Genomic DNA, 25,913 nt, shown 5'->3' with positions numbered 1-25,913 from the left:
GGGGACATGCGATCTGCTCTGTGCGCCCTCGGCGCGGCGGCGGCCCTGGTGCTGCTCCCGGCCGGTCCCGTCCGTGCCGAAGGGCAGGAGCCCGACCGGGACTTCACGATCCGGGACACCCGGATCACCGAGTCCAGCGGCCTCGCCGCGAGCCGCGCCCACCCCGGGATCTACTGGACGCACAACGACCAGGACGCGCCCCTGATCTACGGCGTCGACTCCCGTACGGGAAAGACGGTCGCGACCCTGACGATGCGCGGGGTCGGCACCCCCCGCGACATGGAGGCGATCTCCGTCGGCCCGGACGGCGCCGTCTACGTCGGTGACGTCGGGGACAACCTCGACGGCTCCTGGGACCACGTCTGGATCTACCGCTTCCCCGAACCGGCGGTCCTGAAGGACCAGGAGGTGAGGGCGGAGCAGTACGTCGTGAAGTACGCCGACGGACCGCGCAACGCCGAGGCCCTGATGGTCCACCCGAAGACCGGCCGGGTGTACATCGCGAGCAAGCGGGAGGACGGCGGCGGCCTGTACGCCGGTCCCGAGCGGCTCTCCCGGTCCGGGACGAACGTCTTCCGGCGCGTGGCCGAAGTGCCGTGGGTGACGGACGGCGCCTTCTCGCCGGACGGCGGCCGGCTCGTCCTGCGCGGTTACTTCACCGCCGTGGAGTACGCCTGGAAGGACGGGCGGCCCGTGGGCGGGGGCGCCCCCGTAGGGGCTCCCTTCCAGGGGCAGGCGGAGTCGGTGACGTACACGCGGGACGGTGCGGCCCTCATGTTCGGCTCGGAGGGGAGGAACAGCCGCGTCCTGCGCGTGGAGCCGCCCTCGGGCGGGCGGACGGACCCGAAGACCCCGGGCGGCGCCCCGGCCTCCCCGGGGGCCTCCCCGGGGGCCTCCGCGCCGCCGTCCGCGTCCCCGGAGGGGGAGGGCGGGGGGAACGTCACCACCGGCTTCCTCGTCCTCGCCGGCGCCGTGCTCCTGGTGACGGCGGGGAAGCGGCTCGTGCGCCGGAGGTGACGGACGACGCCGGAGGGCCCGGCACCGCGTGCGCGCGGTGCCGGGCCCTCCGTACGGGAAAGGGGCGTTACAGCTTCTCGATCACGTGGTCCACGCAGGCCGTCAGCGCCCGCACGTCCGCCGGGTCGACCGCCGGGAACATCGCGATCCGCAGCTGGTTGCGGCCCAGCTTGCGGTACGGCTCGGTGTCCACGATCCCGTTGGCGCGCAGCACCTTCGCGACCGCCGCCGCGTCGATCTCGTCCGCGAAGTCGATCGTGCCGATGACCTGCGAGCGCTTCGCCGGGTCCGTCACGAACGGCGAGGCGTACTTCGACTCCTCGGCCCACGCGTACAGCGCGTCGGACGACTCCTTCGTCCGGGCCACGGCCCAGTCCAGACCGCCCTGGCCGTTGATCCACTTCAGCTGCTCGTTGAGCAGGAAGAGGGTCGCGAGCGCCGGGGTGTTGTACGTCTGGTTCTTCAGCGAGTTGTCGATCGCGGTCGGCAGCGAGAAGAACTCCGGGACGTGCCGGCCGGACGCGTGGACCTTCCGCGCGCGCTCCAGGGCGGCGGGCGAGAACGCCGCCAGCCACAGGCCGCCGTCGGCCGCGAAGGACTTCTGCGGCGCGAAGTAGTAGACGTCCGACTCGGTGATGTCGACGGGCAGGCCGCCCGCGCCGGAGGTCGCGTCGACCAGGACGAGCGCGCCCTCGTCGGCGCCCGCGACCCGCCGGACCGGGGCGGCGACACCGGTGGAGGTCTCGTTGTGGGTGTACGCGTAGACGTCGACGCCCGCCTCGGCCGCCGGCTCCGGGTGGGTGCCCGGGTCGGAGGAGATCACGGTCGGGTCGGCCAGCCAGGGGGCCAGCTTCGCGGCCTTCGCGAACTTGGAGGAGAACTCGCCGAAGACGAGGTGCTGGGACCTGTTCTCGATCAGTCCGTGGGTCGCGACGTCCCAGAAGGCGGTGGAGCCGCCGTTGCCCAGGACCACCTCGTAGCCCTCGGGCAGCGAGAAGAGGTCACGGACGCCGGCGCGCACCTCGCCGACCAGGTTCTTGACCGGGGCCTGGCGGTGGGACGTGCCGAGGAGGGAGGTGCCGGTGGCGGCCAGGGCGTCCAGCGCCTCCGTCCGCACCTTGGAGGGGCCCGCGCCGAAACGGCCGTCGGCGGGCTTGATGTCAGCGGGAATCTGGATATCGGCCACGAGGCGGAGCGTATCGGGTCGGGGAGGGGGCGGTCGCGGGATGTCCGCCCGATGAGACGAGGAACGCGCCATCCTGGACTTGTGGGAAGACACCAGGAACATCCGTCCGCACTCGCCGGGGCCCTCCGCTCCGCCGTCGCGGGAGAAGTCGACCTCTCCCCCACGGCAAGGGCTCTGACCAGCATGGACGCCTCCAACTACCGGCGGGTCCCGGTCGGTGTGGTCGCCCCGCGCGACGCGGCCGACGTGGCGGCGGTCCTGGAGGTCTGCCGGGCGCACGGCACGCCGGTGGTCGCCCGGGGCGGTGGCACGTCCACCGGCGGGCAGGCCACGGGCACGGGCATCGTGCTCGACCTGACCCGGCACATGGGCGGGATCGTCTCCCTGGACCCGGAGGCGCGGACGGCGGTCGTCCGGCCGGGGACCGTCCTCGACCGGCTGCGGGCGGCGACCCGCCCGTACGGGCTGACCTTCGGCCCCGACCCGTCCACCCACGGCCGCTGCACCCTCGGCGGCATGATCGGCAACAACGCCTGCGGGGCGCACTCGGTCGCCTGGGGCACCACGGCGGACAACGTGCGCTCGCTGGACGTGGTGACCTACCGGGGCGCGGAGCTGACGCTCGGGCGGGAGGGGCGGGGCGCGCCGCCCGGCCTGCGGGAGCTCGTGGGGCGGCACCTCGCCCTGCTGCGGACCGGCTACCCGGAGGGCCTTCCGCGCCGGATCTCCGGGTACGCCCTCGACGCGCTGCTCCCGGAGCGGGGCGTGGACGTGGCCCGCTCCTTCTGCGGCAGCGAGGGCACGCTCGGGGTGGTGACGGAGGCGACCGTACGGCTCGTCCCGCTGCCCGCCGAACCCGTCCTGGTGGTGCTCGGGTACCCCGACGAGGGCGCGGCGGCGGACGCGGCGCCGGGGCTCCTGCCGTACCGGCCGCTGACGGTGGAGGGGATGGCGGCGGACCTCGTGCCGGACGCCGCCGGGCTGCCCCGGGGCGGTGCGTGGCTGTTCGTCGAGGTGGACGGTCCCGGGGCGGCCCGGGAGGTCGTCCGGGCGGCGGACGCCCTCGACGCGGCCGTCGTGCGGGATCCGGCCGGGCAGCGGGCGCTGTGGCGGATCAGGGAGGACGCGGCGGGGACGGCGACCCGGACGCCCGGCGGCGGCGAGGCGTGGCCGGGGTGGGAGGACTGCGCGGTGCCCCCGGCCCGCCTGGGCGCGTACCTCAGGGAATTCCGCGCCCTGCTGGCCGATTTCGGCCTCAGGGGCGTCCCGTACGGGCACTTCGGGGACGGCTGCGTCCACGTCCGCATCGACTTCGACCTGTGGACGGAGAGGGGGGTCCGGGACTTCCGGCGCTTCTCGGAGGCGGTGGCCGGCCTGGTGGTCGCCCACGGCGGCTCGCTCTCCGGCGAGCACGGCGACGGGCGGGCACGGGCCGAACTGCTGCCGAAGATGTACGGGGCGGAGCTGGTCGGCCTCTTCGGCGCGGTCAAGGACGTGTGGGACCCGGACGGGGGACTCAACCCGGGGATGCTGGTCCGGCCGGGGCCGCTGGACGAGGGGCTGCGGTTCACGGGCCTCCCGGTGGTGGGCCTGGGACGGGCCGCCGCCCGGTGCGTGGGAGTCGCCAAGTGCCGTACGGAGGGCGGGAGTCAGGGAGAGGACGTGATGTGCCCCTCGTACCGCGCGACGGGGGAGGAGCGGCACTCCACGCGGGGGCGGGCGCGGCTGCTGCACGAGATGGCGCTCGGGGAGGTGATCACCGGCGGCCGGCGCGCGGAGGAGGTCCGTGAGGCCCTCGACCTGTGCCTGTCCTGCAAGGGGTGCCGCAGCGACTGCCCGGTGGGCGTCGACATGGCCGCGTACAAGGCGGAGTTCCTGGACGGGTACTACGCGGGCCCCGGCGGCCTCCTGCGCCGGCCGCGCTCGCACTGGACGATGGGACGGCTCCCGCACTGGCTGGACCTGTTCGGGCGGGGCCTGAACGCGGGGCTCCGGCTGCCGTTCGCGGCGCGGCTCGCGGGGGTGACGCCGGAGCGGACGATGCCGAGGGTGGCGGAACGGTCCTTCGCGTACTGGTTCGCCCAGCGCGCCTCGAACCGCCCGCCGGTCCTCACCCTGTGGCCGGACACCTTCACGAACCACCTGGCGCCCGGGGTCGGCGAGGCGGCCGTCCGCGTCCTGGAGGACGCGGGCCTGGGGGTGGACCTGCCGCCGGGCCGGGTCTGCTGCGGGCTGACGTACGTGTCGACGGGGCAGCTGGGGGCGGCGCGGAAGGTGATGCGGCGGACGCTGGACGTGATGGAGGAGGTGGCGGGTCCGGTGGTCGTCCTGGAACCCTCCTGCGCGGCGGCCCTCCGCACCGACCTGCCCGAGCTGATGGGGGACGACCCCCGCGCGGCGCGCCTCGCCGCCTCCGTCCGCACCTTCGCGGAGGCCCTGGAGGAGCTGGCGCCCGACTGGGCCCCGCCCCGCCTGGACCGCCCGGTCACCGGCCAGACCCATTGCCACCAGCACGCCGTCCTGGGCGACGCGGCGGACCGCCGCCTCCGGGAGCGGGCGGGCCTGACGGGCGACCTCGTGGGCGGCTGCTGCGGCCTGGCGGGCGACTTCGGCTTCGAGCCGGGCCATTACGGGGTCTCGGTGGCGTGCGCGGAGGACCGGCTCCTGCCGGCGCTGCGGGCCGCCGGGGACGCGACGGTCCTGGCGGACGGCTTCTCGTGCAGGACCCAGATCGGCGACCTGACGGACCTGCGGGGGCGGCACCTGGCGGAGGTGCTGGCGGAGGGGCTGGACGAGGACCCGGGGGACGGGACCGGGGACGCGGACGGGCGGGGGCGGCGCTTCCGCGCCCCGTCGTAGGCGGACCGCGTCCCGGCGGCCGGGGACGCGCGCGGCCCGGCCCGATCCGGCCGGTGGTCCCTCCGGCGGGGCGCCGTGGACGCGGCCGGGGCGGTCACGCCCCGCCGACGATCTCCCGGGCCATCGCCACCAGCGCCTCCGTCGCCGGGTGCGGGAAGGCGTCCCGCCAGGCGAGGAGCACCGGCAGCGGGGGTGCGTCGGGGAGCGGGCGGTAGGTGACGCCCGGGTGGGGGTGGAGGGCCGCCGTGGAGGCGGAGGAGACGCCGACGCCCCGGCCGGCGGCGATCGCCGTGAGCCAGTCGTCGGTGTTGGCGACGGTGAGGGCGGCCGTCGGGCGGGCGCCGGGGGGCCAGAGCGCGAGGGTGGTCGCGCCCGAGACGGTGTTGAGGACGACCGTCTCGCCCGCGAGGTCGTCGAGGGCGAGCCGGGGGCGGTCCGCGAGCGGGCTGTCGGCGGGCAGCGCGGCCACCCGCTCCTCGGTCGTGAGTTCCGCCGTGACCAGGCCGGACGCCTCCACGGTCCCGCGCAGCAGCGCCGCGTCCACCTCGCCCCGGACGAGACCGGCGGTGCGGTCGTCCACGCGGAGGAGTTCGAGCGGGGTGTCGGGGTGGGCGCGCTGCCAGCGCCGGAGCAGGGGAGTGGTGTACGGGCCGAACGCCGACCAGGCGTGCCCGAGGCGCAGGGGGCGGTGGCGGAGACGGGCCGGGTCCACGGCGGCGTCGAAGGCGGCGAGCGCGGCGGCGGCCCGGACCCGGAAGTCGTGTCCCTCGGCGGTGAGGGCGAGGTGGTGGGTGGAGCGGTCCACCAGCCGGGTGCCGAGGTGGCGTTCCAGGGCGGCGAGGGTGCGGGAGACGGCGGGCTGCGTGAGGTGGAGCCGGGCGGCCGCCCCGGTGAGGCTGGACTCCCCGGCGATGGCGAGGAAGCAGCGGAGGTGGCGCAGCTCGATGCTCATGCGTCCGGAGCATAACCGCAGCGCAATCGGCATTTCCGGTGGCGCGTACGGGCCCGTAGCGTGAGGGGGTGGTTCCGGCGGCGGTACGCCGGGACGGTTCCGACAGCGGTACGCCGGGACGCACGGCGCGGGACCGGACGCTTGGTCCCGCGGACCTCGGTGGCGCGCGGACGCGCGTGTGGGTGTGGAGGAGCAGCAGGTGAACGGTCCGGTCAAGGGCGTGATCCCGGCCGGTACGTCCGGCGCGTCCGGCGCGGTCGGTACGGTCGGTACGGTCGGTACGGTCGGTACGGTCGGTACGGGTGCCGGGGGGCCTGCGGAGGCGGTGGGGCCCGTGGGGCCCGTGGGGGCTCCGGGTCCCGCAGGGCCCGTAGGACCCCTAGGACCCCTAGGACCCGTAGGGCCAGTAGGACCCGCAGGACCCGCAGGATCCGTAAGGCCCGTAGGGCCCGTAGGGCACACGGATTCCACAGGACCCGCAGGACCCGCAGGGCACACGGATTCCGTAGGGCCCGGGACTCCCGCAGGGACCGGGGAAGCCGTGGGGTCCAGGGGGGACAAGGCGGCGGTTCGCCGGTTCGGGCCGGTCGCGCTCGTCGTCGCGAGCGGGCTCTCCGTCCAGTTCGGTTCGTCCCTCGCCGTCCTCCTGATGCCGCGCGCCGGGGCCCTCGGGGTCGTCACCCTGCGGCTCGTGCTCGCCGCGGCCGTGCTCCTGGTCGTCTGCCGGCCCGCGGTCCGGGGGTACGGACGTGCCGACTGGGGCACGATCGCCGCCTTCGGCACCGCCCTGGCGGGGATGAACACCCTCTTCTACCAGGCCGCCGACCGGATTCCGCTGGGTGCGGCCGTCACCCTGGAGGTCCTCGGCCCGCTGATCCTCTCCGTGGTGGCCTCGCGCCGGTGGACGAACCTGCTGTGGGCGGGGATCGCCCTCGCCGGGGTCGTCCTCCTCGGCGGCGGGGGCTTCGAACGGCTCGACCCGGCGGGCGCCGCCTTCGCGCTCGCGGCGGGCGGCATGTGGGCCGCGTACATCGTCTTCGGCGCCCGCACCGGCCGCCGCTTCCCGCACGTGGACGGGCTGGCGCTCGCGATGGCCTTCGGCGCCGTCCTCAGCCTGCCGCTCGGCCTCGCGGAGGCGGGCGGCGGGCTCCTCGTGCCGTCGACGCTCGGCCTGGGCCTCGCGGTCGCGCTGTTGTCGTCGGTCCTGCCGTACACCATGGAACTCCTCGCCCTGCGCCGCATGCCCGCGCCCACCTTCGCGATCCTGATGAGCCTGGAACCGGCCATCGCGGCGGCGGCCGGCTTCCTCGTCCTCGGCCAGGTCCTGTCCGCCACCGACGCCCTCGCCATCGCCCTCGTCATCGGGGCGAGCATGGGCGCGGTCCGCACCCGTACGGGTCCCTCCCGCAGGGAACCGTCCCGTACGGAACCCTCACGGCGGCCCGCGCGGAAGGCCCCGTAGGGGACGCGCCGGGGCGGGCGCGAGGCGGGCGCCCCGGCGGCCCGCGCCCCGTCCGCCCCCTGCCGCGCGGGGCCCTACGCGCCGAGCACGCCCCGCTCCGCGAGCGCCTTGCGCAGGGCCCGCACGGCGTAGAAGGCGCGGCTCTTGACGGTGCCGGGCGGGATGCCGAGGTGCTCGGCGGCCTGGGCCACGCTGCACTCCAGGTAGTACATGAGCTGGATGACGGTCCGTTGCTGCTCGTTCAGTTCCCGGAGCGCCTCGCGCACCACGTGGGAGGTGAGGGCGGAGTCCGTGTCGTCCCGGCCGGCGTCCGGTGCCGTGGCGGACATCGGGTCCAGGGGGCGGATCCGGCGGGCCCGGTGGTGGTCGATGACCAGGTTCCTGACCACGGTGAACAGCCACGGCCGGACGTGCTCGCGGCGGTCGTCCAGGAATCCGGAGTGCTTCCAGGCGCGGGCCGCCGTCTCCTGGACGATGTCCTCCGCCTTGTGCCAGTCGCCGTCCAGCAGGCGCGCGGCGTACCGGAGGAGCATGGGCCGGTACTGGCCGTAGAGGTCGTCGACGACGGCGTCGCGGCCGTCGTGCGGCGCGGTGGGCCGGGCATGCGCCCGCGTCGGGGCGAGGGGGATGACCCCCGCCTCCAGGGTCCCGTTCATGGTGACGTTCTGTCCTGTTCGCGTGTGCCGTGAGACGTCTCCCGCGAGGACGGGAACGCGGGACCCACCCTGCGCGGGATGCCTTGACCAAACCTTTTCGTCTCCTTGTCGCCTCGGCGGGCCCTTCCCGGCGCCGCCCCCCGGCACCGGTCGTCGTCACGGAAAGTCATCAGGGGGACACGGGTGAACCGGGCCCGGGCCCCGTGCGTAGGACGGGGAGAAGACGCCGCCACGGCCGGACCGGAACACCGTCCCGCCCGCCCCCCGGCGCCTCCTCCCGGTGGCCCCACCCGCCTCACCACCGCCCCCGCCGGGGCCGACATCCCCAGGAAGAAGGACGTTCACCATGCGCATCCCCCGCCCGAGCCGCCGGCTCGCCCTGCTCGGGGCCACCGCGGCCGCGGCCCTGTCCGTCACGGCCGTCACCCTCCCCGGCGTGGCCGGCGCCGCGCCCCACCCGCAGCAGCGGCCGACGATCGTGCTGGAGCACGGGGCGTTCGCGGACGCATCGAGCTGGGACGACGTCGTCACGCGGCTGCAGCACGCCGGCTACCCGGTGGTGGCCGCCGCCAACCCGCTGCGCGGACCGGCGCACGACGCCGCCTACCTGCGCAGCGTCGTCGCCCACATCGACGGGCCCGTCGTCCTGGTCGGCCACTCCTACGGCGGCACCGTCATCAGCCAGGCCGCCGCCGGGCTGGAGGACAAGGTCAAGGCCCTCGTCTACATCGCGGCGTTCCTGCCCGACTCCGGCGAGAGCTCGCTCGGGCTGACGAACAAGCTCCCCGGCAGCACCCTCGGCGAGGCGGTCGAGCCGGTGGAGTACACGCTGCCGGACGGCAGCGGGGGCGCCGACGTCTTCATCGAGCCGGACAAGTTCCACCGGCAGTTCGCCGCGGACGTGCCGGCGGACAAGGCGCGGCTCATGGCCGCCGGGCAGCGCCCGATCGCCGCCGCCGCCCTGGAGGAGAAGTCCACGAAGGCCGCCTGGAAGACGATCCCCTCCTGGTCCCTGGTCACCACCGGGGACCGGAACATCCCCGTGGCCGTCCAGCGCTTCATGTCGGCCCGTGCGCACGCCCGCACGACCGAGATCGACGCGTCGCACGCGGTGTCCGTCTCGCGTCCCGACGCCGTCGCCCGCATCGTGGAGAAGGCCGCCAGGACGGTCCGCTGACGGCCCGTCCCGTCGCCGCCCGCCCCCTCACCCCCCCCGCACCGCATCACCGCACCGCATCACCGCACCGCGTCACGAAAGGCACCGATCACCATGGCGTTCCTCACCGTCGGCCACGAGAACTCCACCCCCGTCGAGCTCTACTACGAGGACCACGGCACCGGGCAGCCGGTCGTGCTGATCCACGGCTACCCGCTCGACGGCCAGTCCTGGGAGAAGCAGTCCGCCGCCCTGCTGAAGGCCGGTTACCGGGTCATCACCTACGACCGGCGTGGTTTCGGCCGCTCGGGCCGCCCCACCACCGGCTACGACTACGACACCTTCGCCGCCGACCTGAACACCCTCCTGGAGACCCTCGACCTGAACGACGCCGTCCTCGTCGGCTTCTCCATGGGCACCGGCGAGGTCGGCCGCTACCTCGGCACCTACGGTTCCGCCCGGATCGCCAAGGCCGCCTTCCTGGCCTCCCTGGAGCCGTTCCTGCTCAAGACCGACGACAACCCCGAGGGGGTCGACGGGAGTGTCTTCGAGGGCATCGAGGAGGCCGTCACCGCCGACCGGTACGCCTACTTCACCGCGTTCTACCAGGACTTCTACAACCTGGACGAGAACCTCGGCACCCGCATCGGCGAGGAGGCCGTCCGCAACAGCTGGAACGTCGCCGCCGGCGCCTCCTGGTACGCCTCGCTGGCCTGTGTGGCGACCTGGACCACCGACTTCCGGGCCGACGTGGCCAAGATCGACGTGCCGGCCCTGATCCTGCACGGCGACGCCGACCGCATCCTGCCGATCGAGGCCACCGCCGTGCCGTTCCACCGGGCGCTCCCGCAGGCCGAGTACGTCGTCGTCGAGGGCGCCCCGCACGGTCTGCTGTGGACCCACGGCCAGGAGGTCACCGACGCCCTGCTCGCCTTCCTGGCGAAGTGACCGACGGCGGCCCGCCGCGCCCGTCACGGGTGACGGGCGCGGCGGGCCGCTCACCCGGCGGGGCCGTCCCCGTGGACCCGTCCCGCGCCGCCGCCCTCCGTCGGGGCGTGACCGTACGGGGGGACACCGCCCGGCGGGTCCGGCACGCGATGGCCGCCGACGGCCCTCTCCGGTACGGCGGGCACGGGGCCCCCTCCGGTGGTCAGGGCGGCGAGCCGGTCCCGGGCCTCCTGGGCGCTGCGGGACAGGGCGTGCTGTTCGGCACCGGCGAGGGCGCGGACCCATTCCGCCCGGGCGCCCTCCCGGTCGCCCATGGCCAGCCGGGTGTCGCCCAGCCGCATCAGCGTGCCGACGGCGTTCCTCCGGTCCCCCAGTTTCCCGAACGACTCCGTCGCCCGCCGGTAGGTGCCCACCGACTCCTCGTACCGGCCGAGTTGACGCAGGATGTGACCCAGGACGTCCCAGCCCTGGGCCTGCTGCCAGGGGGCGTCCAGGCGCCCGAACAGGGCCTGGGCCTCCTCGCTGAGCGCGAGGCCCTTCTCCGGCTGCCCCAGGTTGGCGTGGAACCAGGCGAGTTCGACGAGGCACTCGGCCGTCCACAGCTCGTCCCCCGTCTCCCGGGACAGCGCGAGCCCCCGTTCGGAGAACGCCACGGCCTCCGGGATCCGGCCGAACAGGTACAGCGCGCACGCCGTGCTGTAGTGGGCGCGGGCCTGTTCGCCCACCACGCCGAGCTCTTCGAAGATCGCGGTGGCGTGGCGCAGGTTGCGCAGGGCCTCTTCCTGGTGGCCGAGGTAGCCCTGGACGCCGCCGATGTGGCGGAGGCAGCGGCCCTCCTCGACGCGGTCGCCCCGGCGCCGGGCCGCCTCCAGGACGGGGAGCAGCGCCGTGATGGCCTCCGGCCAGTACTCCTGGCGGTTCAGGTACTCCTTCAGGGACCAGGCCAGTCCGGTGACGTGGCGGTCGAGTCCCCGGCCGACGGCGGTGTGCAGCAGGCCGTCCAGCACCCGGCGCTCGGCGGTGAACCACCGGTTGGCCTGTTCGACGGTGGTGAGGTCCTCCGGGGTGACGCCCGCGCCCGGGGAGCCGAGGTCGAGTTCGGGCAGCGACTCCTGCTGGAACAGCCGGTTGGCCTCGTGGGCCGTGAACATGTAGTGGTCCAGGACCCGGAGGGTGGCGCGGTGCCGCTCGTCGGCGTCGTCGTGGGCGCCGGTGAGTTCGGCGGCGTAGCCGCGCAGCAGGTCGTGGAGGGCGAACCGGCCGGGCAGGGGCTGTTCGACGAGGCAGGAACGGGTCAGTCCCGCGAGCAGGTGGCGGGCCCGGGCGAGGGGGATCCCGGCGAGGCCGGCGGCGGCCGGGACGGTGATGTCGGGGCCGGGGTGCAGGGCGAGGAGCCGGAAGAGGCGCGCGGAGGGCTCGTCCAGGGACCGGTAGGACCAGGAGAACACCGCCCGGACGTCCGTGGTGGCGTCGAAGCCGGTGAACGCGTCCAGACCGCCGTGGGCGTGCCGCAGGTCCTCGGCGACGGCGTGCAGGGGGAAGTCCGGGTCGAGTTCGGCGCGGGCGGCCACCACGGCCAGGGCCAGGGGCAGCCGTCCGCACAGCCGGACGATGTGGGCCGCGGCCTCGGGCTCGGCGGCCAGGCGCTCCGGTCCCAGGCGCCGTACCAGCGTCTCGTGGGCCTCGGCCCGCGAGGGCAGGGCGAGGGTGAGGGGCCTGGCCCCGTCGGTCGCGATCAGCCCCGGGAGCCGGTTGCGGCTGGTGACCAGGGTGAGGCAGCCGCCGCTCGCGGGCAGCAGGGGACGGACCTGCTGTTCGTCGCGGGCGTTGTCCAGGACGACCAGGACCCGCCGGCCGGCCAGGAGGCTGCGGAACAGCGTGCTGCGGCCTTCGGTGTCCTCGGGGATGCGCGGGGCGGGGACCCCGAGGGCGACGAGGAAGCCGTGCAGGGCGTCGCCCGGCTCCACGGCGGGAGCGTGCGGATGGAACCCGCACAGGTTGACGAAGAGCTGCCCGTCGGGGAACGAGGAGGCGATCCGGTGGGCGTGGTGCACGGCGAAGGTGGTCTTGCCGACGCCGGGGGCGCCGCCGATGACGACGACGGGCGCGCCGGCCGGTCCCGTCCGGCCGGGCGCGCCGCTCGCGTCGGACAGCCGGGCGCCTTCGGCCTCGCGCCCGGCGAACACCGGCAGGTCGCCCGGGAGCTGTGCCGGGCGCACGAGGGGGGAGGGCGCGTCGTCACGGGGACTCCCGGCGCTCCCGGTGGCCCCGGTGTTCTCGGCGCTCCCGGTGGTCCCGGCCGGGCGGTCGTCCGTGCCGGAGGGGTCCGCGGGGCCGGTGGACTCCCCGGCGGTCGTACCGGACGGTCCCGTCGTACCGGCGGCCGTACCGGACGCGCCCGTCGTACCGGCGGCCGTACCGGACGGTGCCGTGCCGCCCGCCGCGTCCGCCGTTTCCGGCGGGGCCAGCGGCGGCAGGTCGTGGCGGAGGATGCCGTCGTGCAGGGCGCGCAGACCGGGGCCGGGTTCGAGGCCGAGTTCGCCGGCGAGGCGCCCGCGCAGGTCCGCGTAGCACCGCAGCGCCTCGGGATGCCGGCCGGCCAGGTAGAGGGCGCGCAGCAGCAGCGCCCAGCCGGTCTCCCGCAGCGGGTCCTCCGCCGTCAGTTCCCGCGCCGCTTCCACGGCCCCGGGTATGTGCCCGCTCAGGAGCAGAGCGGTGGTGCGGATCTCCCGGACGGTCTGCCGCAGTTCCTCCAGGCGCGCGATCTCGTGGGCGGCGAACAGGTGGTCCGCCGCGTCGGCGAGCGCGGCGCCGCGCCACATGCCCAGGGCCTGCTCGGCCTCCCGCAGGGCGTCTCCGGCCCGCTCCTGGCCCAGCAGCCGGCGCGACCGGGCGACGGCCCGCTCGAAGCGCACGGTGTCCCGGCTTTCGGGCGGGACGCGCAGGGCGTAGCCGGCGGGCTCGGTGACCAGCACCTCGCACGTCCCCCGCACGCGCAGGTGCTGGGGCTCCAGGACCGCGCGGACCTTGCTGACGTGGGCGTGCAGGGAGGCCACCGCCCCGTCCGGCGTCCGGCCCGGCCACAGCTCCTCGCACAGCGTCCCGGGAGCGACCGCGCAGCCGTCCGCGAGCAGCAGCCGCACCAGCAGCAGCCGCTGCTTGCGCCGCCCCGGGTCGAGCACCGTGCCCGCACGGCGCACCACCAGCGGCCCCAGCAGCCCGAAGTCGAATTCCTGCCCCACGGTCGTCATCGTCTCCACCAGGCACCCCACTCGGCGGTCCCACCACCCGTACGCACATGTCCCACCGGTACGCGGGCGGTCCGCCCCGGCCACGAGTCACCGGTCCGTCCGGGCGGGGACGGTCGTGCCGTGGACGTGGCGGCGAACGCCGTGCGGCGCTCCGCCGGCGCTTCCGCGCACTCCCGGGCCCGCCGTGAAGGCGTGTCCGCCCGGGACGGGAAGCGACGCGGGCGGACAGGAGGGGTGGGGCCCGTCGTCCGCTTCCCGCATACCAGGGGGACAGTAGCAGGACGTCACCCGGCGTCGGGGGGGTCGCGGGCGGGGCGACCGGCCGCGGCCGGAGGGGCCCTCCGGTCCGCCGCGCCGCCCCGGGCCCCGCGCCCGGCGGGCGGGCCGCGGTGTCACCGGGAACCGGCCGCTCGGCGGTCTCCGCGAGCGGTCCCCGCCGGTCGGCCGGAAACGAGACGCAGCTCACGCGCCGCCCCTCCGGCCGGAGCGTGATCAGGGATGCCCGGACCCGCACCGCCGTCACCGCGGGTGATCCGGCGGGGACGAATCTCCCGGGGAAAGTCTTTTGGGGCGTACGACCGTGAACCGGACCGCCGTCCGGCCCGTTGGCAGGTCGAGCGAACGCCGTCCGAAGTGGGGAAAACCATGGTCACCGTCGAAGGAACACACACCGCCCGGTTCGAGCCGGTCAGGGCGGCGCTGGCAGCGCACCTCGAATCCGGCGAGGAGCTGGGGGCGTCGATCGCCGTCGACGTCGACGGCGTCATGGAGGCCGACCTGTGGGGCGGTCACGCCGACGCGGCGCGCACCGCTCCGTGGCGCCGGGACACCCTGGTCGGCCTGTGGTCGACCACCAAGACCCTCAGCAGTCTGGCGGCCCTCGTCCTCGTCGACCGGGGAGCGCTGGACCTCCACCGCCCGGTCGCGCACTACTGGCCCGAATTCGCCGCCGGGGGCAAGCAGGACATCGAGGTGCGGCACGTCCTGTCCCACACCTCGGGGCTCTCCGGCTGGCAGCAGCCCTTCACCGTGGACGACCTGTACGACTGGCCGACGGCGAGCGCCCGGCTGGCGGCGCAGGAGCCCTGGTGGGAACCGGGAAGCGCCTCCGGCTACCACATGCAGACCCAGGGACAGCTCGTCGGGGAACTCGTCCGGCGGGTCGACGGCCGCACCCTGACGGAGTTCCTCCGGACCGAGGTGGCCGGGCCGCTGGGGGCCGACGTCCAGATCGGCGCGCGGGAGGCCGACTGGCCGCGCATCGCCGCGCTGGTGTCCTCGGGGGAGGCGCCCGGGGTGCCGGAGGGGCTCGACCCCGAATCGGTGTTCGTCAGGACGCTGCTCGGGAGCCCCGCCCGGGACGAGCACGTCGACACCCCGCGGTGGCGCCGTGCCGAACTCGGGGCCGTCAACGGGTACGGCAACGCGCGCGGGCTGGTGCGCGCCCTCTCCGTGATCTCGCGGCGCGGCACGGCGAACGGCCGGCGGCTGCTCTCCCCGGACACCGTGGAGAAGATCTTCGACGTGCAGGCCGACGGGGTCGACCTGTTCCTGGGCGTCCCCGTGCGCTGGGGCGTCGGCTACGCGCTCGCCGACCGCAGGACCATGCCGGGCATGCCGACCGGGACGATCTGCTTCTGGGCCGGCTGGGGCGGTTCCCTCGTCATGATGGACCTCGACCGGCGCGTCACGTTCGCGTACACGATGAACCGGCTGGGCGCCGGAATCCTCGGCTCGGAGCGTACGCACGACTACATCGCGCACGTCTACGAAGCGCTCGGCGCCGCGAACTGAGGTCCGCGCGGGCCCCTCCGCCGGGCCGGAAGGGCCGTGCGGCCCGGCGGAGGGGGCGGCGACTATCCGAACAGCTGCTCGTGGACCTGGTAGGCCATCAGCAGGTGCCCCATCGCGTCGGGGTGGGCCGAGCCGGGCGTCTGCGGCAGCAGCGGGTTGATCAGCCGCTTGGACGAGGGCCGGCACATGTCCTTGCCGCGGAGCGGGACGGAGGTGTCGACGTACTCGGCCCCCTTCGTGCGGGCCGCCGTTTCGAGCAGGAGGTTCAGCCGGTTCGTGGTCTGGTGGAGCCAGGTGACGTCGCCCTTCGCCAGGGGGACGGAGGAATCGCAGCCGCTTCCGTCGAGGGGGAACGGATTCGGGTACCCGACCACGACGACACGCGCGCCGGGGCTGCGCCGCTTGATGTCGGTCAGCATGTCGGGCACGCGGGTGCCCAGCCGGGCGAAGCCCGTCTCCAGGCTCTTTCCGTCGCCGGACAGCTTGTCGCGGCAGGGGGCGCCCTCCCTGGTGGACAGGCCGGCCAGGACGCAGGTGGTGAGCACGTCGGAGAAGCCGAGGTCGTTGCCGCCGAGCGTGACGGTCACCAGGTCGGTGTCCTTGGTGAGCGCGTCGACCTGCGGCGCGGCCGACCCCTGCTTGTTCCACAGCGAGCGCGTGGTGGCGCCGCCGCAGGTGACGTCCTTGAACACGGCCGGCTTGTACGTCGCGGCGAGCCACGACGGGTAACTGTCCGCCGAGCGGCCGCACTCCGCGTTCGTCTGCCGGGGCAGACCCGTTCCGGCGGCGTAGGAGTCCCCGAGGGCGACGTAACGCTTGACGGGGCCCTGGCCGGAGGCGCCGGAGGCGCCGGCCGAACCGGCTCCGGAGAGCAGCAGGGAGGCGGTGACGGCGGTGAGGGCGGCGGCGGTCGCCTTCTTCCCGCGGCGTGGGAAGGAGGGACGGAGATGACGCATGGAAGTCCTTCGGGGAGGAGAAGCAGGTTTGCGGACCGGCGGCTTGCCGACCGGTGCACGGCATGCGGGTGGGCCTCTCGGCGCACGGCATGCGGACGTGCCGTCCGTCCAACGGTGCTCGCGCGGGGCCGGTTCACCACTCCGGCGACCGGGCCGGGCACCGGTCCGCGGGGTGCCCGCCCGTAGGGGAGTCCGCCCGTAAGGGTGCCCGCCCGTAGGGGTCCCCGCCCGTAGGGGAGCCCTCCCGCAGGGGTGCCGGCCCTGATGGCGGGGCTCCCGAATTTTTCGGAATCGTGTGGAGGGCCGTGCATGCGGGGGGAGTTCGGGGGCACGCGGAGTGGTGAGCGCATGGGACCGCTCTCGCCGCCGGACCCGGGGTTCTCCCCCTGCCCCGGGCCCGGCGCAGCAGGACGCGCGGCCCGCACCGGGCAGGGATGCGGGCCGCGCGCCCCCTCCACGCGGCCCTCCTGATGCCCTGAGCGGCATGAACCCGCTCCCTTTCCGGCCGGGTTGACGTCCCCGTCCGGTCGCCGTGGGCATCCCCGACCGGAACGTCCGGGCTGCCGTCGGATTCTCACGGACGCGGTGCCCGTTCCGGCCGTTCGCGGCGGGGTCCGGTTCTTCCGCGAGGGTGTATGCACTGCATGTATAGACGGTGCGTATAGTCGGGCGTCATGGCACCGACCTCACCCACCCCGCTCGGCCCCCGCCTGCTCAAGGCACTGGTCGTCTCGCTGATCGGCGTCGCGGCGTCCCACCTGATCCTGTCCGACACCCTCTACCTGTCGTTCAGCGCCCAGGCCGCCTCGACGCTGGGCACCGGGGCCGGCTACTCCTCCGACCAGGCGTTCACCTCGGCGCTCATGAACACGTTCCTGCTGATGCCGCTGGTCCTGTGGATCGGCATGCGGATCACGGGGGAGCGGGGGGTCGGCCCGATGGTGGCGGTGGGGACCGCCGGCTGGATCACCGCCGTCGGGAACGGCATCGGCGCGATCGACGACGCCCCCGGCGCCCTCCTCCCCTTCGTGAACCTCGCCCTCGTCGTCGTCGCCACCACCGCCGCCTCGCTGGTGCGGCGGCCCCGCCGGACGTAGGCGCGGGTCGGCGCCGCGTCCCCTGCGGGACACCCGGACCGCTCCGGAACGGGCGTTTTCCGGAACTAAAGCAAGCACGCTTGATTGTTTCTTGCGTCGCTGCCATGCTCCTCCGCGAAGGCCCGTGACCGTGACCGCCCGTCCCCCGAGGGGAGCGCACCGTGTCCGACCCCGTCGTCGTCCTCGACGACCTGCGCGACGAGAGCGAAGAACTCGACCGTCTCGTCGCGGAGTTGAGTCAGGAGCAGTGGGATGCCCCCACTCCCGCCCCCGGCTGGACGATCGCCCACCAGATCGCGCACCTCGCCTGGACCGACCGCGCCGCCCTCCTCGCCGCCACCGACGCCGAGGCGTTCGCGGCCGAGACGGAGAAGGCGATCGCCGCTCCCGAGCGCTTCGTGGACGACGGCGCGGAGGAGGGCGCGAAGCTGCCGCCCGCCGACCTCCTCGCCCGCTGGCGCGAGGGCCGCGAACGGCTCCAGGAGGCCCTGCGCGCCGTTCCGCCCGGCGCGCGCTTCCCCTGGTACGGCCCGCCGATGAGCGCCCCCGCCATGGCCACCGCGCGGCTGATGGAGACCTGGGCGCACGGCCAGGACGTCGCCGACGCCCTCGGTGTCGTCCGGCCGCCGACCACCCGCCTCCGGCACGTCGCCTGGATCGGGCACCGCGCCCGCGACTACGCGTACCTCGTCCGGGGCGAGCGCCCCCCGGCCGAACCCTTCCGGGTCGAACTCGTCGCTCCGGACGGCGAGTCGTGGACGTACGGGCCCGAGGACGCCGCCCAGAAGGTCACCGGCACCGCCCTCGACTTCTGCCTCCTCGCCACCCAGCGCGTCCACCGCGACGACACCGCCCTCACCGCCCACGGCCCCGACGCCGCGCACTGGCTGACCATCGCCCAGGCGTTCGCGGGCCCGGCGGGCACGGGCCGGGAGGCCGGTGCCATCCCCGGACCCCCCACCCCCGGGCCCCCGGCTCCCGCCCCCGGCGCCCCCGCCTCCACTCCCGGCGCCCCCGCCCCCGCGACCCCCACCCCCGGGAAGCCCTGATGGTCCTCCGTGTCGGCAACGCCTCCGGCTTCTACGGCGACCGGTTCGACGCCGTCCGCGAGATGCTCACCGGGGGAGAGCTGGACGTCCTGACCGGCGACTACCTCGCCGAGCTGACCATGCTCATCCTCGGCCGCGACCAGCTCAAGGACCCGGCCGCCGGGTACGCGAAGACCTTCCTGCGCCAGATGGAGGAGGGCCTCGGCCTCGCCCACGAGCGCGGGGTCCGGATCGTCACCAACGCGGGCGGCCTGAACCCCGCCGGGCTGGCCGGCGCCCTGCGCGCGCTCGCCGACCGGCTCGGCCTGCCCGTACGGGTCGCGCACGTCGAGGGCGACCGCCTGCCCGCCCGGGACGGCGCCCTCGCCGCCAACGCCTACCTCGGCGGCGCCGGCATCGCCGCCTGCCTGACGGCCGGGGCCGACGTCGTCGTCACCGGCCGGGTCACCGACGCCGCCCTCGTCACCGGACCCGCGCAGTGGCACTTCGGCTGGGGCCCGGAGGAGTACGACCGGCTCGCGGGCGCCGTCGTCGCCGGGCACGTCCTGGAGTGCGGCACCCAGGCCACCGGCGGCAACTACGCCTTCTTCCGCGAGCACGACCCGCGCCTCTTCCGCCGCCCCGGCTTCCCCGTCGCCGAACTCCACGAGGACGGTTCCTCCGTCATCACCAAGCACCCCGGTACCGGCGGCCTGGTCGACGTCGGCACGGTCACGGCCCAGCTCCTCTACGAGACGGCGGGCGCCCGGTACGCCGGGCCCGACGTGACCGCGCGCCTCGACACCGTACGGCTCACGCGGGAGGCTCCCGACCGGGTCAGGGTCGAGGGCGTCCGGGGCGAGGCCCCGCCGCCCACCCTCAAGGCCGGTCTCAGCCGGCTCGGCGGCTTCCGCAACGAGGTCGTCTTCGTCCTCACCGGCCTCGACATCGAGGCCAAGGCCGCGCTCGTGCGGGACCAGATCGAGGACGCCCTGGCGCGGGGCGGGTCCCGCCCGGCCGAGGTGCGCTGGGAACTGGCCCGCACCGACCGGCCCGACGCGGGTACCGAGGAGACCGCGAGCGCCCTGCTGCGGCTCGTCGTCCGCGACCCCGGCCCCGACGCCGTCGGCCGCGCCCTTACGGGCGCCGCCATCGAACTGGCCCTCGCCAGCTACCCCGGCTTCCACGTCACCGCCCCGCCCGGCAGGGGCGCCCCCTACGGGGTCTTCGAGACGGCGTACGTGGACGCCGCCGAGGTCCCGCACACGGCCGTGCTCCCCGACGGGACCCGGCGGGGGATTCCCGTACCGGCCCGCACCCGCGCCCTTGAACCCGTACCCGAGCCCGGGCTTCCGGAGCCGCCGGCGGAGGGGCCCGTCCGCCGCGTCCCCCTCGGCCGGATCGCCGGGGCCCGCAGCGGCGACAAGGGCGGCGACGCCAACGTGGGCGTCTGGGTCCGCACGGACGAGGAGTGGCGCTGGCTCGTCCACGCCCTCACCGTCGACCGGTTCCGCGCGCTGCTGCCCGAGACGGCGGACCTGCCCGTCACCCGGCACGTCCTGCCGAACCTGAGGGCCCTCAACTTCACCGTCGCCGGAATCCTCGGCGAGGGCGTCGCCTCCCAGGCCCGCTTCGACCCCCAGGCCAAGGCCCTCGGCGAGTGGCTCCGCTCCCGCCACGTGGACGTACCGGAGGAGCTGCTGTGACCGGCGCCCGGGGCCCCCGGAAGGCCGTCACCGCCCGAGGCCCCCGGAACGCCGTCACCGCTCGGGGCACCCACCGGGCCGTCACCGCCCGAGCCCCCCGGAACGCCCTCACCGCCCGGGGCCCCCGCCGGGCCGTCACCGCAGGCTCCCGCCAGGCACCCCGAGAGGAATCCCCGTGACCGTCCTCGCCTCCGCCCTCGACACCGGCGGACCCGACTACGCGGACGCCCGCGCCGCCATGCTCGACAAGCTCGCCGCCCTCGACGCCGAGCACGCCAAGGCCCTCGCGGGCGGCGGCGAGAAGTACACGGCCCGGCACCGGAAGCGCGGCAAGATGCTCGCCCGGGAGCGGATCGAACTGCTCCTCGACCCCGACAGCCCGTTCCTGGAGCTGTCGCCGCTCGCCGCCTGGGGCAGCGACTACGCCGTAGGGGCCTCCCTGATCACCGGCATCGGGGTCATCGAGGGCGTCGAGTGCCTGGTCACCGCCAACGACCCGACCGTGCGCGGCGGAGCCTCCAACCCGTGGACGCTGAAGAAGGCCCTGCGCGCCAACGAGATCGCGTACGCCAACCGCCTCCCCGTCGTCTCGCTCGTCGAGTCCGGCGGTGCCGACCTCCCCTCCCAGAAGGAGATCTTCATCCCGGGCGGTGCGCTCTTCCGCGACCTCACCCGCCTCTCCGCCGCCGGCATCCCCACGATCGCGGTCGTCTTCGGCAACTCGACGGCCGGCGGCGCGTACGTCCCCGGCATGTCCGACCACGCCGTGATGATCAAGGAGCGGTCGAAGGTCTTCCTCGGCGGGCCGCCGCTGGTCAAGATGGCGACGGGGGAGGAGAGCGACGACGAGTCGCTGGGCGGCGCCGAGATGCACGCCCGGACCTCCGGCCTCGCCGACCACTACGCCGTGGACGAGGCCGACGCCCTGCGCCAGGCCCGCCGGATCGTCGCCCGGCTCAACCACCGCAAGGCGCACGCCGATCCGGCCCTCGCGGAACCCCCCAAGTACGACGAGGAGGAACTCCTCGGGATCGTCCCCGGCGACCTCAAGACCCCGTTCGACCCGCGCGAGGTGATCGCCCGGATCGTGGACGGCTCGGACTTCGACGAGTTCAAGCCGCTGTACGGGCCGAGCCTGGTCACCGGCTGGGCGTCCCTGCACGGCTACCCGGTCGGCGTCCTCGCCAACGCGCAGGGCGTCCTGTTCGGCCCCGAGTCGCAGAAGGCCGCGCAGTTCATCCAGCTCGCCAACCAGCGGGACGTCCCGCTCGTCTTCCTCCACAACACCACCGGCTACATGGTCGGCAAGGAGTACGAGCAGAGCGGCATCATCAAGCACGGCGCGATGATGATCAACGCCGTCTCGAACTCGAAGGTCCCGCACCTGTCGGTGCTGATGGGCGCGAGCTACGGCGCCGGTCACTACGGCATGTGCGGCCGGGCCTACGACCCCCGTTTCCTCTTCGCCTGGCCCAGCGCCAAGTCCGCCGTCATGGGCCCGCAGCAGCTCGCGGGCGTCCTGTCGATCGTGGCGCGGGCCTCCGCCGCCGCGAAGGGGCAGCCGTACGACGACGAGGCCGACGCCGGCCTGCGGGCGCTCGTCGAGGCGCAGATCGAGTCCGAGTCGCTGCCGATGTTCCTCTCCGGCCGCCTCTACGACGACGGGGTCATCGACCCCCGCGACACCCGCACGGTCCTCGGACTGTGCCTTTCCGCGATCCACACGGCACCGGTCGAGGGCGCGCGCGGCGGCTTCGGCGTCTTCCGGATGTGAGGCCCCAGATGACCCCCACGACCCCACCGATCGGCTCCGTCCTCGTCGCGAACCGGGGCGAGATCGCCTGCCGGATCTTCCGCACCTGCCGCGAACTGGGCCTCTCCACCGTCGCCGTGTACTCCGACGCGGACGCCGGCGCCCTGCACGTACGGGAGGCCGACGCGGCGGTACGGCTGCCGGGGGCGGCGCCCTCGGAGACGTACCTGCGCGGCGACCTGATCGTGGCGGCGGCGCGCGCGGCGGGCGCGGACGCCGTCCACCCCGGCTACGGCTTCCTCTCCGAGAACGCCGACTTCGCACGGGCCGTGGCCGACGCGGGCCTGGTCTGGATCGGCCCGCCCCCGGCGGCGATCGAGGCGATGGCGTCGAAGACCCGCGCCAAGGAACTCCTCGGCGTCGAGCCCCTGGACCCGGCCGGGGTGACGGAGGCCGACCTGCCGGTCCTGGTGAAGGCGGCGGCGGGCGGCGGCGGCCGGGGCATGCGGATCGTACGCGAACTGGCTTCCCTTCCGGGAGAGTTGGAGTCCGCCGCGGCGGAGGCGGAGAGCGCCTTCGGGGACGGCGAGGTCTTCGTCGAGCCGTACGTGGAGAACGGGCGCCACGTCGAGGTGCAGCTCCTCTGCGACGCCCACGGCACGGCCTGGGCGCTCGGCACCCGGGACTGCTCCCTCCAGCGCCGCCACCAGAAGGTGATCGAGGAGGCCCCGGCGCCCGGCCTGTCCGCCGCCCTGGAGGCGTCCCTCCTGGACACGGCCGTCCGCGCCGCCAAGGCGGTCGGCTACGTCGGCGCGGGCACCGTCGAGTTCCTCGTCGCGGACGGCCGCGCGCACTTCCTGGAGATGAACACCCGCCTCCAGGTCGAACACCCGGTGACGGAGGAGGTGTACGGGATCGACCTCGTCGCCCTCCAACTCGCCGTGGCCCAGGGGGAGAAGCTGCCGCCGGAGCCCCCGGCCCCGCGCGGCCACGCGGTCGAGGCCCGCCTCTACGCGGAGGACCCGGCCCGCGACTGGGCCCCGCAGACGGGCGTCCTGCACCGCTTCGAGGTCCCGCGCGACGGCCGGGTCCGGCTCGACACCGGATACGTCTCGGGGGACCCGGTCGGCGTCCACTACGACCCGATGCTCGCCAAGGTGACCGTCCACGCGCCCACCCGCGCCGAGGCCGTCCGCAAGCTCGCCCACACCCTGGAGCGGACCCGCGTCCACGGCCCCGTCACCAACCGGGAACTCCTCGTCGCGTCCCTGCGCCACCCCGAGTACGCGACCGCCGGCGGCCTCGACACCGGCTTCTACGGCCGGAACCTGCCCGCCCTCACCGCCGCCCCCGCCGGCGAGGAGCACGCGGCCGTCGCCGCCGCCCTCGCCGCCGCGTCCGCCCGCCGGGGCCGCTTCGGCGGCGGCTGGCGGAACGTCCGCTCCCAGGACGAGACGCGGACGTACGGCGACCACGAGGTCCGCTACCGGCCGACGCGGGACGGCGGATACGAGGTCACGGCACCGGAAGGGGTACGGGTCGTGTCGGCCGCGCCGGACCGGGTGAGCCTGGAGGTGTCCGGCGTGGTCAGGCACTTCGAGGTCGCGGCGTACGGGGACGGAACGGTCCACGCGGGCCCGCACCGCCTCGCCGCCCGCACCCGCTTCACCGGCCCCGGAGAACAGACCGCCCCCGGCTCCCTGCTCGCCCCCATGCCCGGCACCGTCGTCCGGATCGCGGACGGCCTGGCCGCCGGCGACCGGGTCGCCGCGGGACAGCCGCTCCTCTGGCTGGAGGCCATGAAGATGGAACACCGCGTCGTCGCCCCCGCCTCCGGCACGCTCACCGCGCTCCACGCCGCCCCCGGCCGCCAGGTCGAGGTCGGCGCCCTGCTCGCCGTCGTACAGACCGAAGAACGGCCCGAAGCACAGGAGGACCAGTCCGCATGACCAGCATGATCGAGTCCGAAGAGCTGACCGCGCTCCGCACCGCCGTCTCCGCGCTCGGCCGCCGCCACGGCCCCGGCTTCGACCGGGCCACGCTGTGGGCGGAGGCCGGGAAGCTCGGCTACCTGGGCGTGAACCTCCCCGAGGAGTACGGCGGCGGGGGCGGCGGCATCACCGAGCTGTCGGTCGTCCTGGAGGAGGCGGGCGCGTCCGGCGCGCCGCTCCTGATGATGATCGTCTCGCCCGCGATCTGCGGCACGGTCATCTCCCGCTTCGGCACGGAGGAGCAGAAGCGGGCGTGGCTGCCGGGGCTCGCCGACGGCACGAGGACGATGGCCTTCGGGATCACGGAGCCCGACGCCGGATCGAACTCGCACCGCATCACCACCACGGCGACCCGCACGGAGGACGGCTGGGTCCTCAACGGCCGCAAGGTCTTCGTCTCGGGCGTGGACATCGCGGACGCGACCCTGATCGTGGGCCGCACCTCGGACGCCCGCACGGGGAAGCTGAAGCCGTGCCTCTTCATCGTCCCGCGCGACGCGCCCGGCTTCGGCCGCCGTCACATAGAGATGGAACTCGCCGCGAGCGAGAAGCAGTTCGAACTCACCCTGGACGACGTGCGGCTGCCCGCCGACGCCCTGGTGGGCGACGAGGACGCGGGCCTGCTCCAGCTCTTCGCGGGGCTCAACCCGGAGCGGATCATGACGGCGGCGTTCGCGATCGGCATGGGCCGGTACGCGCTCGCGCAGGCCGTGACGTACGCGAAGGAGCGCCAGGTCTGGAAGGACCCGATCGGCGCCCACCAGGCCGTCGCGCACCCGCTGGCGCAGGCGCACATCGAGCTGGAGCTGGCCCGCCTGATGATGGCGAAGGCGGCGCAGCTCTACGACGCGGGCGACGACCTCGGCGCGGGCGAGGCCGCGAACATGGCCAAGTACGCCGCCGCCGAGGCGTGCGTGAAGGCCGTCGACCAGGCGGTCCACACCCTCGGCGGCAACGGCCTCACCAAGGAGTTCGGCCTCGCCCGCCTGATCACGGCGGCCCGGGTGGCGCGGATCGCCCCCGTCAGCCGGGAGATGATCCTCAACTACGTGTCCCACCAGACGCTGGGGCTGCCGAAGTCGTACTGACGGATCGTCTCCCCGTTGGCTCCGCCGACCCGATTTCCGTAATCAGGGAGTCCGGACGTGAACGGCCTGTGTACGATCTCGTCACTTCGTGCACAGGTCGTTCACGCCTGTGGTCCACGCCCACCGGGGAGACGTACGTGTACACACCGCCGCAGCCTTATCCGTACGCCCCCCCGCCCCCGCCTCCGCCCCTCCGGCGCTGGTGGCAGCACCCGGCCCTGATCGTCGTGCTGCTCGTGGTCTTCCCGCCGGCCGGCATGGTCCTGGCCTGGACGAGCCTCTGGAAGCGGCCCCAGAAGATCGTGGCGACCGTCCTCTCGGGCCTGTGGTTCCTGCTGCCGTTCCTCGCCCCGGACCCGCCGAAGGACGACGCGAAGGCGGAGCGACCGGTGGCCACGGCCACCGCGTCCCCGAGCCCGACCCCGACCCCGACGCCCACCCCGTCGGAGGCCGAGGAGCCCCCGGTGATGCCCTCGCTCGTCGGCGGCGACTACGCGGCCGCCGAGCAGATCGTCACCGCCAACCTGGGCCGGGCCTACGCCGCCTACAAGGACGTCGTCCTCCCCGCCGAGTACGGCACGTGGCGGGTCTGCTTCCAGCGCCCGGACGCCGGCGCGCCGGTCACGTCCGTGGTGCCGGTGGTGTACCTGACGGAGCCGGGCGTCCCGTGCCCGAAGACGCCGAACGCGGTCCTCCACACGCCGACCCCGCCCCCGGCACCCCGGCCCACCACCCAGGAGCCGACCGTCGCCCCGGAGCCGACGCGCACCCGTGCCCCGGAGCCGGAACCGGAGCCCACCCGGGACGAGGACGCCTCCTCCGGCGGCGGTGACAGCGTCTCGTACGCCAACTGCGCGGCCGTCCGGGCCGCCGGTGCCGCCCCCCTCCACGCGGGCGAGCCCGGCTACAGCCGCCGCCTCGACCGCGACGGCGACGGCGTGGCCTGCGAGAGGTGATGCCGGGGGCCCCGCGAGCCGGGTCGCCGGGGAGGGGCGGGCGCCCGCGCGCATGAC

Annotated in this window: 18 protein-coding genes; 13 read left to right on the top strand and 5 right to left on the bottom strand. The window is 75.0% G+C overall.

The window, feature by feature from the left end; all coding sequences use genetic code 11:
- Window positions 1-6 precede the first annotated feature (6 nt).
- Complete coding sequence (locus tag ACZ6AQ_RS05055; RefSeq protein WP_468757575.1) at window positions 7-1,017, top strand: WD40 repeat domain-containing protein; 1,011 nt, start codon at window positions 7-9, stop codon at window positions 1,015-1,017.
- A gap of 67 nt (window positions 1,018-1,084) precedes the next feature.
- On the opposite strand, the gene serC is transcribed toward ACZ6AQ_RS05055, so the two are convergent.
- A complete protein-coding gene (serC, locus tag ACZ6AQ_RS05050; protein WP_468757573.1) occupies window positions 1,085-2,203 on the bottom strand; it encodes a phosphoserine transaminase in 1,119 nt (372 codons plus the stop codon).
- 51 nt (window positions 2,204-2,254) lie between these two features.
- On the opposite strand from serC, the gene ACZ6AQ_RS05045 reads away from it, so the two are divergent.
- Window positions 2,255-5,062, top strand: coding sequence for an FAD-binding and (Fe-S)-binding domain-containing protein (locus tag ACZ6AQ_RS05045; RefSeq protein WP_468757571.1), 2,808 nt, complete (start codon window positions 2,255-2,257; stop codon window positions 5,060-5,062).
- Between the two features lie 94 nt (window positions 5,063-5,156).
- On the opposite strand, the gene ACZ6AQ_RS05040 is transcribed toward ACZ6AQ_RS05045, so the two are convergent.
- Window positions 5,157-6,014: a LysR family transcriptional regulator gene (locus ACZ6AQ_RS05040; RefSeq protein WP_468757569.1), complete on the bottom strand. Its 858-nt coding sequence runs from the start codon at window positions 6,012-6,014 to the stop codon at window positions 5,157-5,159.
- A gap of 541 nt (window positions 6,015-6,555) precedes the next feature.
- Between ACZ6AQ_RS05040 and ACZ6AQ_RS05035 the strand changes: the two genes are divergently transcribed.
- On the top strand, window positions 6,556-7,476 hold the full coding sequence (locus tag ACZ6AQ_RS05035) for an EamA family transporter (protein ID WP_468757567.1): 921 nt from the start codon (window positions 6,556-6,558) through the stop codon (window positions 7,474-7,476).
- 74 nt (window positions 7,477-7,550) lie between these two features.
- Here ACZ6AQ_RS05035 and ACZ6AQ_RS05030 read toward each other — a convergent pair whose 3' ends face one another.
- Entirely contained in the window at window positions 7,551-8,132 is a 582-nt protein-coding gene (locus tag ACZ6AQ_RS05030; protein ID WP_468757565.1) for a sigma-70 family RNA polymerase sigma factor, read from the bottom strand.
- 346 nt (window positions 8,133-8,478) lie between these two features.
- Between ACZ6AQ_RS05030 and ACZ6AQ_RS05025 the strand changes: the two genes are divergently transcribed.
- Together ACZ6AQ_RS05025 and ACZ6AQ_RS05020 are read left to right on the top strand one after the other, a co-directional pair.
- Complete coding sequence (locus ACZ6AQ_RS05025) at window positions 8,479-9,309, top strand: alpha/beta fold hydrolase (protein ID WP_468757564.1); 831 nt, start codon at window positions 8,479-8,481, stop codon at window positions 9,307-9,309.
- A 93-nt stretch (window positions 9,310-9,402) separates the two neighbouring features.
- Window positions 9,403-10,236, top strand: a complete 834-nt coding sequence (locus ACZ6AQ_RS05020) for an alpha/beta fold hydrolase (protein WP_468757562.1) — start codon at window positions 9,403-9,405, stop codon at window positions 10,234-10,236.
- Window positions 10,237-10,286: 50 nt separating this feature from the next.
- Here the strand turns inward: ACZ6AQ_RS05020 and ACZ6AQ_RS05015 are convergent, their stop codons facing one another.
- Window positions 10,287-13,478, bottom strand: coding sequence for an AfsR/SARP family transcriptional regulator (locus ACZ6AQ_RS05015; protein WP_468757560.1), 3,192 nt, complete (start codon window positions 13,476-13,478; stop codon window positions 10,287-10,289).
- A gap of 654 nt (window positions 13,479-14,132) precedes the next feature.
- Here ACZ6AQ_RS05015 and ACZ6AQ_RS05010 point away from each other — a divergent pair.
- Window positions 14,133-15,281 carry a serine hydrolase domain-containing protein gene (locus ACZ6AQ_RS05010; protein WP_468757558.1) on the top strand — a complete coding sequence of 383 codons (1,149 nt, stop codon included), beginning with the start codon at window positions 14,133-14,135 and terminating at the stop codon, window positions 15,279-15,281.
- Window positions 15,282-15,343: 62 nt separating this feature from the next.
- On the opposite strand, the gene ACZ6AQ_RS05005 is transcribed toward ACZ6AQ_RS05010, so the two are convergent.
- The gene (locus ACZ6AQ_RS05005; protein WP_468757556.1) at window positions 15,344-16,237 is read right to left on the bottom strand and encodes an SGNH/GDSL hydrolase family protein; all 894 of its coding nucleotides are present in this window, start codon (window positions 16,235-16,237) and stop codon (window positions 15,344-15,346) included.
- Between the two features lie 674 nt (window positions 16,238-16,911).
- Between ACZ6AQ_RS05005 and ACZ6AQ_RS05000 the strand changes: the two genes are divergently transcribed.
- The 7 genes from ACZ6AQ_RS05000 to ACZ6AQ_RS04970 all read left to right on the top strand — a co-directional run bounded on the left by ACZ6AQ_RS05000 (window position 16,912) and on the right by ACZ6AQ_RS04970 (window position 25,856).
- Window positions 16,912-17,334 carry a hypothetical protein gene (locus ACZ6AQ_RS05000; protein WP_468757554.1) on the top strand — a complete coding sequence of 141 codons (423 nt, stop codon included), beginning with the start codon at window positions 16,912-16,914 and terminating at the stop codon, window positions 17,332-17,334.
- A 161-nt stretch (window positions 17,335-17,495) separates the two neighbouring features.
- Complete coding sequence (locus tag ACZ6AQ_RS04995) at window positions 17,496-18,383, top strand: TIGR03084 family metal-binding protein (protein WP_468757552.1); 888 nt, start codon at window positions 17,496-17,498, stop codon at window positions 18,381-18,383.
- A complete protein-coding gene (locus tag ACZ6AQ_RS04990; RefSeq protein WP_468757550.1) occupies window positions 18,383-20,068 on the top strand; it encodes an acyclic terpene utilization AtuA family protein in 1,686 nt (561 codons plus the stop codon). The genes ACZ6AQ_RS04995 and ACZ6AQ_RS04990 overlap by 1 nt, the downstream gene beginning before the upstream one ends.
- 175 nt (window positions 20,069-20,243) lie before the next feature.
- On the top strand, window positions 20,244-21,842 hold the full coding sequence (locus ACZ6AQ_RS04985) for an acyl-CoA carboxylase subunit beta (RefSeq protein ID WP_468757548.1): 1,599 nt from the start codon (window positions 20,244-20,246) through the stop codon (window positions 21,840-21,842).
- 8 nt (window positions 21,843-21,850) lie between these two features.
- Window positions 21,851-23,770 (top strand): acetyl/propionyl/methylcrotonyl-CoA carboxylase subunit alpha, encoded by a 1,920-nt coding sequence (locus ACZ6AQ_RS04980; RefSeq protein WP_468757546.1) that lies wholly within the window; start codon window positions 21,851-21,853, stop codon window positions 23,768-23,770.
- Entirely contained in the window at window positions 23,767-24,900 is a 1,134-nt protein-coding gene (locus tag ACZ6AQ_RS04975) for an acyl-CoA dehydrogenase family protein (RefSeq protein ID WP_468757545.1), read from the top strand. Before ACZ6AQ_RS04980 ends, ACZ6AQ_RS04975 begins: the two co-directional genes overlap by 4 nt.
- A gap of 137 nt (window positions 24,901-25,037) precedes the next feature.
- Window positions 25,038-25,856 (top strand): excalibur calcium-binding domain-containing protein, encoded by an 819-nt coding sequence (locus tag ACZ6AQ_RS04970; RefSeq protein ID WP_468757543.1) that lies wholly within the window; start codon window positions 25,038-25,040, stop codon window positions 25,854-25,856.
- Window positions 25,857-25,913 lie beyond the last annotated feature (57 nt).

The organism is Streptomyces sp. NPDC041191 (assembly GCF_055591945.1).
This window is presented reverse-complemented; position numbering and strand designations above follow the sequence as displayed.

Bases quoted from the DNA above. Each gene is read 5' to 3' on its own strand.
- ACZ6AQ_RS05055 (WP_468757575.1), top strand. From the start codon at position 7: ATGCGATCTGCTCTGTGCGCCCTCGGCGCGGCGGCGGCCCTGGTGCTG.
- ACZ6AQ_RS05045 (WP_468757571.1), top strand. From the start codon at position 2,255: ATGAGACGAGGAACGCGCCATCCTGGACTTGTGGGAAGACACCAGGAA.
- ACZ6AQ_RS05040 (WP_468757569.1), bottom strand. From the start codon at position 6,014: ATGAGCATCGAGCTGCGCCACCTCCGCTGCTTCCTCGCCATCGCCGGG.
- ACZ6AQ_RS05030 (WP_468757565.1), bottom strand. From the start codon at position 8,132: ATGAACGGGACCCTGGAGGCGGGGGTCATCCCCCTCGCCCCGACGCGG.
- ACZ6AQ_RS05025 (WP_468757564.1), top strand. From the start codon at position 8,479: ATGCGCATCCCCCGCCCGAGCCGCCGGCTCGCCCTGCTCGGGGCCACC.
- ACZ6AQ_RS05020 (WP_468757562.1), top strand. From the start codon at position 9,403: ATGGCGTTCCTCACCGTCGGCCACGAGAACTCCACCCCCGTCGAGCTC.
- ACZ6AQ_RS05010 (WP_468757558.1), top strand. From the start codon at position 14,133: ATGGTCACCGTCGAAGGAACACACACCGCCCGGTTCGAGCCGGTCAGG.
- ACZ6AQ_RS05005 (WP_468757556.1), bottom strand. From the start codon at position 16,237: ATGCGTCATCTCCGTCCCTCCTTCCCACGCCGCGGGAAGAAGGCGACC.
- ACZ6AQ_RS05000 (WP_468757554.1), top strand. From the start codon at position 16,912: ATGGCACCGACCTCACCCACCCCGCTCGGCCCCCGCCTGCTCAAGGCA.
- ACZ6AQ_RS04990 (WP_468757550.1), top strand. From the start codon at position 18,383: ATGGTCCTCCGTGTCGGCAACGCCTCCGGCTTCTACGGCGACCGGTTC.
- ACZ6AQ_RS04980 (WP_468757546.1), top strand. From the start codon at position 21,851: ATGACCCCCACGACCCCACCGATCGGCTCCGTCCTCGTCGCGAACCGG.
- ACZ6AQ_RS04975 (WP_468757545.1), top strand. From the start codon at position 23,767: ATGACCAGCATGATCGAGTCCGAAGAGCTGACCGCGCTCCGCACCGCC.